At 60.7% G+C, this 7,407-nt stretch carries 9 protein-coding genes; 3 read left to right on the top strand and 6 right to left on the bottom strand.

Annotated features, from left to right (window positions below; genetic code table 11):
• Positions 1-21 precede the first annotated feature (21 nt).
• A complete protein-coding gene (locus ACESNB_RS08320; RefSeq protein ID WP_373006196.1) occupies positions 22-1,239 on the bottom strand; it encodes a glycosyltransferase family 2 protein in 1,218 nt (405 codons plus the stop codon).
• A gap of 132 nt (positions 1,240-1,371) precedes the next feature.
• On the opposite strand from ACESNB_RS08320, the gene ACESNB_RS08315 reads away from it, so the two are divergent.
• The gene (locus tag ACESNB_RS08315; protein WP_373006194.1) at positions 1,372-2,400 is read left to right on the top strand and encodes a glycosyltransferase family 2 protein; all 1,029 of its coding nucleotides are present in this window, start codon (positions 1,372-1,374) and stop codon (positions 2,398-2,400) included.
• 8 nt (positions 2,401-2,408) lie between these two features.
• On the opposite strand, the gene ACESNB_RS08310 is transcribed toward ACESNB_RS08315, so the two are convergent.
• Positions 2,409-2,666, bottom strand: coding sequence for a hypothetical protein (locus ACESNB_RS08310; protein ID WP_373006192.1), 258 nt, complete (start codon positions 2,664-2,666; stop codon positions 2,409-2,411).
• Between the two features lie 55 nt (positions 2,667-2,721).
• Here ACESNB_RS08310 and ACESNB_RS08305 point away from each other — a divergent pair, with 55 nt between their 5' ends.
• Positions 2,722-3,207, top strand: a complete 486-nt coding sequence (locus ACESNB_RS08305) for a hypothetical protein (RefSeq protein WP_373006190.1) — start codon at positions 2,722-2,724, stop codon at positions 3,205-3,207.
• Positions 3,208-3,224: 17 nt separating this feature from the next.
• On the opposite strand, the gene ACESNB_RS08300 is transcribed toward ACESNB_RS08305, so the two are convergent.
• Positions 3,225-4,181 carry an enoyl-CoA hydratase-related protein gene (locus ACESNB_RS08300; RefSeq protein ID WP_373006188.1) on the bottom strand — a complete coding sequence of 319 codons (957 nt, stop codon included), beginning with the start codon at positions 4,179-4,181 and terminating at the stop codon, positions 3,225-3,227.
• A 41-nt stretch (positions 4,182-4,222) separates the two neighbouring features.
• Between ACESNB_RS08300 and ACESNB_RS08295 the strand changes: the two genes are divergently transcribed.
• Positions 4,223-5,470: an acyl-CoA dehydrogenase family protein gene (locus tag ACESNB_RS08295; protein WP_373006186.1), complete on the top strand. Its 1,248-nt coding sequence runs from the start codon at positions 4,223-4,225 to the stop codon at positions 5,468-5,470.
• Positions 5,471-5,479: 9 nt separating this feature from the next.
• On the opposite strand, the gene ACESNB_RS08290 is transcribed toward ACESNB_RS08295, so the two are convergent.
• The 3 genes from ACESNB_RS08290 to ACESNB_RS08280 all read right to left on the bottom strand — a co-directional run.
• A complete protein-coding gene (locus ACESNB_RS08290; protein WP_373006184.1) occupies positions 5,480-5,923 on the bottom strand; it encodes a hotdog fold thioesterase in 444 nt (147 codons plus the stop codon).
• 50 nt (positions 5,924-5,973) lie between these two features.
• The gene (locus ACESNB_RS08285) at positions 5,974-6,942 is read right to left on the bottom strand and encodes an alpha/beta fold hydrolase (RefSeq protein ID WP_373006182.1); all 969 of its coding nucleotides are present in this window, start codon (positions 6,940-6,942) and stop codon (positions 5,974-5,976) included.
• A gap of 6 nt (positions 6,943-6,948) precedes the next feature.
• A partial coding sequence (locus ACESNB_RS08280; RefSeq protein WP_373006180.1) for an enoyl-CoA hydratase-related protein occupies positions 6,949-7,407 on the bottom strand: 459 nt, incomplete at its 5' end.

The following is a 7,407-nucleotide window of genomic DNA, read 5'->3' as shown; positions in this document are numbered from 1 at the left end:
CCAGGTCGCATTCATCGGACATCACGCGAATATTTTTTGCCAGGCTTTATTTATCAACAACCAAGAGCCTTGGCGCCAGCCTGTTAGGCGCCAGTAGAATTGCAACAAGTACCACGCCCGGCGAAGATCCCTTTCCGCTAGCTGGTTTCGGATAAGATAGGGCAGCGGTTCAGCGATGCACGCGATAGCCTCGCGTCGCGCACCTAGCCCAGCCAAAGCCGAGCTTAGCTCATTCAGAATTCCCGGCGCTGCAATCAGCTCATCAAGTCCATAGCGGCAGCCCAGCATGCGGCTGAGAATGAGCTGATCCATTGCACAGAGCGGGGCGTCGGGGGCCTGGCGCGCGCCATCCAGCAAAGCAAGGAGCGCTTCCGGCCAGAGCTTCTTGCGCGCTGCAACTGTCGCTTTTTGAAAATATGCTTGCCGTCGCTCCAGAGCGTCTCCCGGCTCCGAGGATGCCGGTCTGCTAACGAGTTCGCCCATGGTGACATCAGGCAGGAGTTCGCGCAGCAATTCGGTATCGGCAGCGCTCCAGCGCGCATTGCGAGTATCGGCAGCATAGCGGATATTTGCAGGTCCGCGTGGACCATCATGCTGGCGCTGAAAAAGAGTTACCCCCTCGACGCGCGTCGCGGGCCACCTGCGTGCCAAAAGGAGCAGCACGGCATAGTCCTCGGAGATGACTCTATCTTCCGGCAGAGGGAAGATGGCGTCATAGCACGAGCGGCGCACCAGCACGCAGGGCTGGCCCGTAATGAAACAGTCTTCCATGACGTGAATAAAAAATGACCGTTCATCCTCGGAAGGATAGCGATGCGTCTGCTCAAAACGCATCGCGCCAGTCTCCAGGTCTTCCCGGAACTTCTGCAGCGCCCCGTAGCTAATCGCCGTTGACGGATCCGCAGCGAAGGGAGAAACCAGCTTTTCCAGTGCATCTACTGGGGCAAGATCATCATCGTCCATGATCCAGACAAGATCACCATGTACTTGGCGAAGACCTGTATTGATCGCGGCATTCTTGCCGCCGTTCTCCCGGCGAATATAGCGAACTCTGTTGCCGAATTTGGCGACGACCGCTTCGGTATCATCGCTGGATCCATCATCCACGACCACGATTTCTGCAATTGGATAGGATTGGCTGAGTACAGACTCAAGACTGGACGTGATCAAGCCGGATCGATTGAATGTCGGCAAGATCACCGAGACGGTTGGTAAGATTATTGTTGCCGACTGGGTCAACGATTGGTCTTTCCTGTGGAAGTTTGATCGTCTCTTCGAGCATGAACAATGCCGCACCAGACAAGGTTGACGGGGCACGAATTTCGCTGAACAGCTCGGAGGGCAGTTCAGTTACTAGAGGATGCAGGCAGAATGACCCCCGACTTCTTTGATGTTGAACGAACCGATGTCACCATCATTGTAGCTCCGCGCGAACGGTTCGAGCAAGCTACCATGTCGCTGCAGGCCTGCTTTGATACAGCTGACCTGCCTTTCCGCATGATTTATGTCGATGGAGGCTCGCCGAAAGCGATCGCTGACGAACTGAAGGATGAAGTGGAGAAGCGGGATCACGTCTACATCCGCCGTCCCGGTTACATCACTCCGAACGACGCCCGCAACACCGCCCTTCCCATGGTGGATACTAAGTATGTTGTCTTTATTGACAACGATGTCGCCTTCGCTCCGGGCTGGTTATCCACCTTGATAAAATGTGCTGAAGAAACCGGCGCTGGCTTGGTCGCACCAACAATTCTTGTCGGACCGGAAGCCCTAATTCCCGATCTAAAGGTTCATCATGCAGGCAGCATTGTCCAGCTGACCGACACAGGTCATGGCCGGGATATGTACCGCCACCACTGCTTTGAACATGAACAATATCTGGAGTGCAAAAGCGAGCTTGTCCGCAAGGAAACCGATGCCACCGAATTTCATGTCGTGCTTGCCCGACGCGAACTGCTGGAGCAGATTGGTCCGCTCGATCCCAATCTGGTAGGCTTCACTGATGAGATCGACTTGGCCTTCAAAGCCCGCGAGCAGGGATGGTCAATATGGTTTGAGCCAGCCTCCGTAGTCGTCTATGCTGTTGCCAAGAAATTCACTTGGCGGGAAATTCCCTATTTTTGCCTGCGCTGGAATTCCGCACGCTGTATGAACGCGGAGCGATACTTCTACAAGAAATGGAACCTTGTTCCAGAATTCCGGCGTCAAAGAACTTTTCTGCGCGACCATCGTCGTAACGTCTTCCCCTTCAAAAAAATGCAGAAAGTAATAGGCTGGCGGGCCACCGTCACTCTGACGACTTTAATCTGTGAAACGATCGCCTTTGCGGCTTCAATCCGCTTCCTTAAGCCCGACAATTCGCCGCTTCCCATATCATCTGCCGTCGCAAAGTCGGTATAGGGGCATTGTCAGGAAACCCGGGCTTGAGGAGGCCGTTTCTGCTGTCGAGCAGCAAAAAAAGGTGAGATGGCTCGCTGGGAACGAAGACATTCTGACGCTGCCAATGTACGCATTTCTGCAAACCCGCCGTTCGCCCGTTTGGCTTCGACCGGCAATTTCGGGCAAAACCCGTCGTTGGACTCGCGCGCATCGAATGTCTCCTTTGCGCCATCCGGCAGCGTGGTGTCCCGCGCCTCGGCAAGCACCTCCATCCCCGAAATGGCCATTGGCCCTGCGCCCTCATTGCGCGTACAGCTGGTGCCTTGATCAGGGGAGAATGGCGTGACGCTCGAAAGCATCTATTATATCGGCCAGACGATCGCGGTCATTGCGATCCTTGGCACGCTGGTGGCGCTGATCGTGCAGATGCGGCGCGCCGACACGCTGGCGCGGGCGGAAATCACGCGATCGATGGCCACCGAAGCGACCTACCTGCAGCAGGCGCTTTTCAGTTCGCCGGAAGCGGCCGATTTCATGCATCGCGCCCTGTACACGAATGCACCATTGAGTGACGCCGAAATGCTGCGCTTTTCGCTGTCCATGAACAGCCTGCTCGTCACGCTCGAAATGGCGACAATGATGACAACGCGGGGATACGTGGAGAGCATCACAACCCCAAGGACAAAATCCACGATCCGGCAGTACATGGCCTCGCCACGGGCGCGCGCCTGGTGGGCGGAGGTGCGGATCACTTATTTCGCGCCCAACCCGGCCTTCTGCGCACTGGTTGACCGGCTGATCGTTTCGACAGAAACGCAGGGCGCCTGAGGCCCTGATCCAGTTGCTCATTGCCCGGACCATTCAGCCAGTCGCTTGCCGAGGAAGGCGGAGATGGCTTCCTTGTAGTCGGGCTGTTTGACCATTTCGTTCATCAGGACATTCGCATCGCGGACCGAGGCGCCGACGTCGCGGTGGAAGTCGAGATAGGTCTGGCGTTTGGTCTGGCGCAGCGCTTCGGGGGAGACCCGTGCGATCAGGTCCAGCGCATAGGCCCGCGTCTCGGCAAGCAACTGTTCCGGCGCGACGAGGCGATGGACGAGGCCGATGGCATGGGCCTCGTCTGTCAGGAACTTGCGGCTGGACAGGAGCAGTTCCATGGCGCGGGCCCCGCCGATCAGGCGCGGCAACAGCCATGACAGACCGTATTCGGCCGGCAGGTTGAGGGGCCCGTGCGCGGTGGTGAGCTTGGCGCCGGGCACCGCGAAACGGATATCAGCATAGCAGGCGAGCACTAGGCCTGCGCCCGCCGCCGCACCGTTGATCGCGGCGATGACGGGCTTGGACAGGGCGAAATGATAGGCGAAGTCTTCGGCAAAGGGCGCGAAGGCTTTGTCGCCCGGGGTGACGAGGTCGGCTGGCGTGCCGGCGTCATAGGCGCCTGACTTGGAATGGCCATCGAGGGCCTGCGAGTCGCCGCCGACACAGAAGCGCTCGCCGCTGCCGGTGACGAGGATCAGGCTGACGGAGGGATCGCTTTCGGCCTCGCCCAGCAGGTAGCGGTATTCGGCATGCATGCGGCCGGTCCAGGCGTTGCCCCGGTGGGGCCGGTTCAGCGTGATCGTCGCGATCCGGTCGTCCACATCGTACGCTGTTGCCTTCAGCTCCATGGCCCGCTCCTCTTCCGCCGCATGCCGCGCACCGCAACTATTGGCGGTCTGGTTGCAGAAGTCCAACGCCGCCGGAAATTGCCCCTGCGTCAGGGCCCCGGCCGGTGCATTGCCCCGCTCCGGAAAAGCCCGCATGGTGAGGCCAGCGAAATCAAGAAACAGCAGGATGGAAACCCATGACGGACCTCAACAGCGAACTGTTCGAACTCAGCATGTCGGAAAAGGCCAAGCCGCTTCTGGCCCGCGTGGTGAAGCACCTGGAAGAGAATGTTGCCCCATGGCGCGACGAATTCGAAGCGCTGAATGAGGAGAAGGAAGACCGTTGGACGTGGCACCCGCGCCAGCTGGAGCTGATGGAAACGGCCAAGACCAAGGCCAAGGAAGCGGGCCTGTGGAACTTCTTCCTGCCGGATGCCGACACCGGCGAAGGCCTGAGCAATCTCGACTATGCCTATATCGCCGCCGAGCTGGGCAAGCATCCTTATGGGTCCGAGACGATGAACTGCAACGCGCCCGACACGGGCAATATGGAAGTACTGGAACGGGTCGGCTCGCCGGCGCAGAAGGAACAATGGCTGAAGCCGCTGCTGGCCGGCGAAATCCGCTCCGCCTACGCCATGACCGAGCCGGGTGTAGCCTCGTCGGACGCCAAGAATATCAGCACCAGCGCTGTGCTCGACGGCGATGAGTGGATCATCAATGGCGAGAAATTCTACATTTCCGGCGCTGGCAACCCGCGCTGCAAGATCATGATCGTGATGGTCAAGACCAGCCCCGACGCACCGGCCAGCAAGCAGCAGTCGCAAATCCTGGTGCCAATGGACACACCGGGCGTGAAGATACTCGGCGCCATGGAAGTGATGGGCGAAGACCATGCCCCGATCGGGCACATGCACCTGAAGTTTACAGACGTGCGCGTGCCGAAAGACAATATCCTTTTGGGCGAAGGCCGCGGATTCGAAATCTCGCAGGTCCGCCTCGGCCCGGGCCGCATCCACCATTGCATGCGCTCAATCGGCAAGGCCGAACTGGCGCTGGAGATGATGGTCAAGCGCGCCGGGACGCGCACCGCGTTCGGCCAGAAGATCGCCAAGCTGGGCAAGAATCTCGAGGTCATTTCGCGCGCGCGCATCGAGATCAACGCGATGCGGCTGGCCGTCCTGCAGGCCGCCAAGGCGATGGACGTATTGGGCAACAAGGAAGCGCGCATCTATGTCAGCGCTGTGAAGGCCATGGTGCCGGAGAAGGTCTGCCTGATCATCGACCAGGCCATGCAGATGCACGGCGCGGCGGGCATGTCACAATGGTTCCCGCTGGCTCGCATGTATGCCGACATGCGCCACCTGCGCTATGCCGACGGCCCGGACGAAGTGCATCACATGGTTGTCGGGCGCGCCGAAGTGCAGAAGCACGGCCTCTGGTAGGATGAGCCGCTAGCTGGGCCGGGCGCGCTGCGCCGAAATGACGGCGACGGTGAATCGGCAGATGCAGACGAGGCGGTCGGATTCATCCGTGATGCGGATGGTCCATATCTGGGTCGTGCGGCCCAGCGCTTCGGCCTTGGCCGTGGCGTAGACAAAACCGTCTTTCACCGGACGAACATGGTTTGCGTTGATCTCGAGGCCAACGCCGACGCTCTCATCTGAATCGAGCGCGAGATTGGCCGCAATCGAGCCGACCGTCTCGGCCAGCGCAACGGAGGCGCCGCCATGCAGGCGCCCGTGCGGCTGCAGCGAGCGGTGATCGACTGGCATACGCGCCGTGAGCGTATCCTCGCCGATGCTGACCAGCGTGATACCGAGGGCGCCGCCCATCGTGCCCTGCTGAGCGGCGGTGATTTGGTCGAGGTCGATATGCGTTTGCCGCCAGATGGACATGCGTGAGCCTTTCAGATTGTTTCGGGAGGAGCGCGGGACGGCGCGGTGCCCTAAAGCCCGCCGAGCCAGTCGAGCAGCAGGGCGTTGACCGCGTCGGGGCGCTCCTGCTGGGTCCAGTGGCCGCAGCCTTCGAGCAGGGTCGCGCCGCGCAGGTCAGACAGGTTTTCCTTCATCGCGGCCAGCATGTCGCCGGGCGACATTTTCAGGACGAGGTCCCGCGTGCCGCCGATATAGAGCGAGGGCTGGGCGATGGTCATCGGGGCGGCATGGCCGGTGAGAAAGGCATGGTCGCGGTGCCAGTTGCGGTAGCGGTTGAGGGGGCCGCGAAAGCCGGACTGGCGGAACTGGGCGTCGTAATAGGCGACATCCTCGGCTGATAGCCATGGCAAGGGCGTGGGCGGCTCCGGCAGGCGGTGGAGCAGCGTGTCGCCATGCTTCTTGTCGGTCGGCCATGTGCCGTCCGGCGCATCGCCGGAGATGGCATAGTAGAATTTGCGGATCGTTTCGGCCGGGTCGTTTTCCAGCTCCGCCTCAGGCGGGCCTTCATCCTGGAAATAGACCTGGTAGAAGAACAGGCCACGATCGGTGAAGACCGCGCGCACCGCGTCGATGAACACGATTTCGTTTGGCGGGATGTAGGGCACGGAGAGACCCGCCACCGCGCGGAACGTGTCCGCGTGGAGCCGGGCCGTGTTCCAGGCAATCGGTGAGCCCCAGTCATGGCCGATCACGACGGCCTCCTCGCCCGGTGACAAAGCATGGGCAAGACCGGCAATATCGCCGGTCAGGCTTTCCATGTCATAGGCTTCGACGGCCTCAGGCCGGTCTGACCCGCCATAGCCGCGCACGTCGGGCGCCGCGACGCGGTAGCCTGCTTCCGACAGAGCCTTGATCTGGTGACGCCAGGAATACCAGCTCTCCGGGAAACCATGCACGAGGATGACGAGCGGGCCGTCGCCTGCTGTCGCCACGCGCAACCGGATGCCGTTCGTCTCGACGCGCTGGAGGTCTGGCGTCATGTGGGGCTAGTCCTTGCCGCCGATCCAGGTGAATTCCGGATCTTCCCACCAAGGGAAGAAGTTCGGCATGCCGTCAGACACTTTCACCGGATAGACCGGCTGGCGCTTCTCTAGGAAGCTCATCACGCCTTCCTTGGCGTCCGGCGTCTTGCCGCGCGAATAGATGGCCGCGGAATCGACGATATGCGCTTCCATCGGATGGCTGGCGCCCAGCATGCGCCACATCATCTGACGCGTCAGCGTAGTGGAGACGGCGGCCGTATTATCGGCAATCTCGCGGGCCATGGCTTTGGCCACGTCGAGCAGTTCGGCCTGCGGGTGCACGGAAAGCACGAGGCCGCCGGACAGTGCTTCGGAAGCAGGGAACACGCGGCCCGAATAGCACCATGCGAGCGCCTGCTGGATGCCGACAAGGCGTGGCAGGAACCAGCTTGAGGCAGCTTCCGGGTTGATGCCCCGACGGTT

The sequence above is a fragment of the Hyphomonas sp. genome, from assembly GCF_041689225.1.
Taxonomy (GTDB): Bacteria; Pseudomonadota; Alphaproteobacteria; order Caulobacterales; family Hyphomonadaceae; genus Hyphomonas.
This window is presented reverse-complemented; position numbering and strand designations above follow the sequence as displayed.

Bases quoted from the DNA above. Each gene is read 5' to 3' on its own strand.
- ACESNB_RS08315 (WP_373006194.1), top strand. From the start codon at position 1,372: ATGACCCCCGACTTCTTTGATGTTGAACGAACCGATGTCACCATCATT.
- ACESNB_RS08310 (WP_373006192.1), bottom strand. From the start codon at position 2,666: ATGGCCATTTCGGGGATGGAGGTGCTTGCCGAGGCGCGGGACACCACG.
- ACESNB_RS08300 (WP_373006188.1), bottom strand. From the start codon at position 4,181: ATGCGGGCTTTTCCGGAGCGGGGCAATGCACCGGCCGGGGCCCTGACG.
- ACESNB_RS08295 (WP_373006186.1), top strand. From the start codon at position 4,223: ATGACGGACCTCAACAGCGAACTGTTCGAACTCAGCATGTCGGAAAAG.
- ACESNB_RS08290 (WP_373006184.1), bottom strand. From the start codon at position 5,923: ATGTCCATCTGGCGGCAAACGCATATCGACCTCGACCAAATCACCGCC.
- ACESNB_RS08285 (WP_373006182.1), bottom strand. From the start codon at position 6,942: ATGACGCCAGACCTCCAGCGCGTCGAGACGAACGGCATCCGGTTGCGC.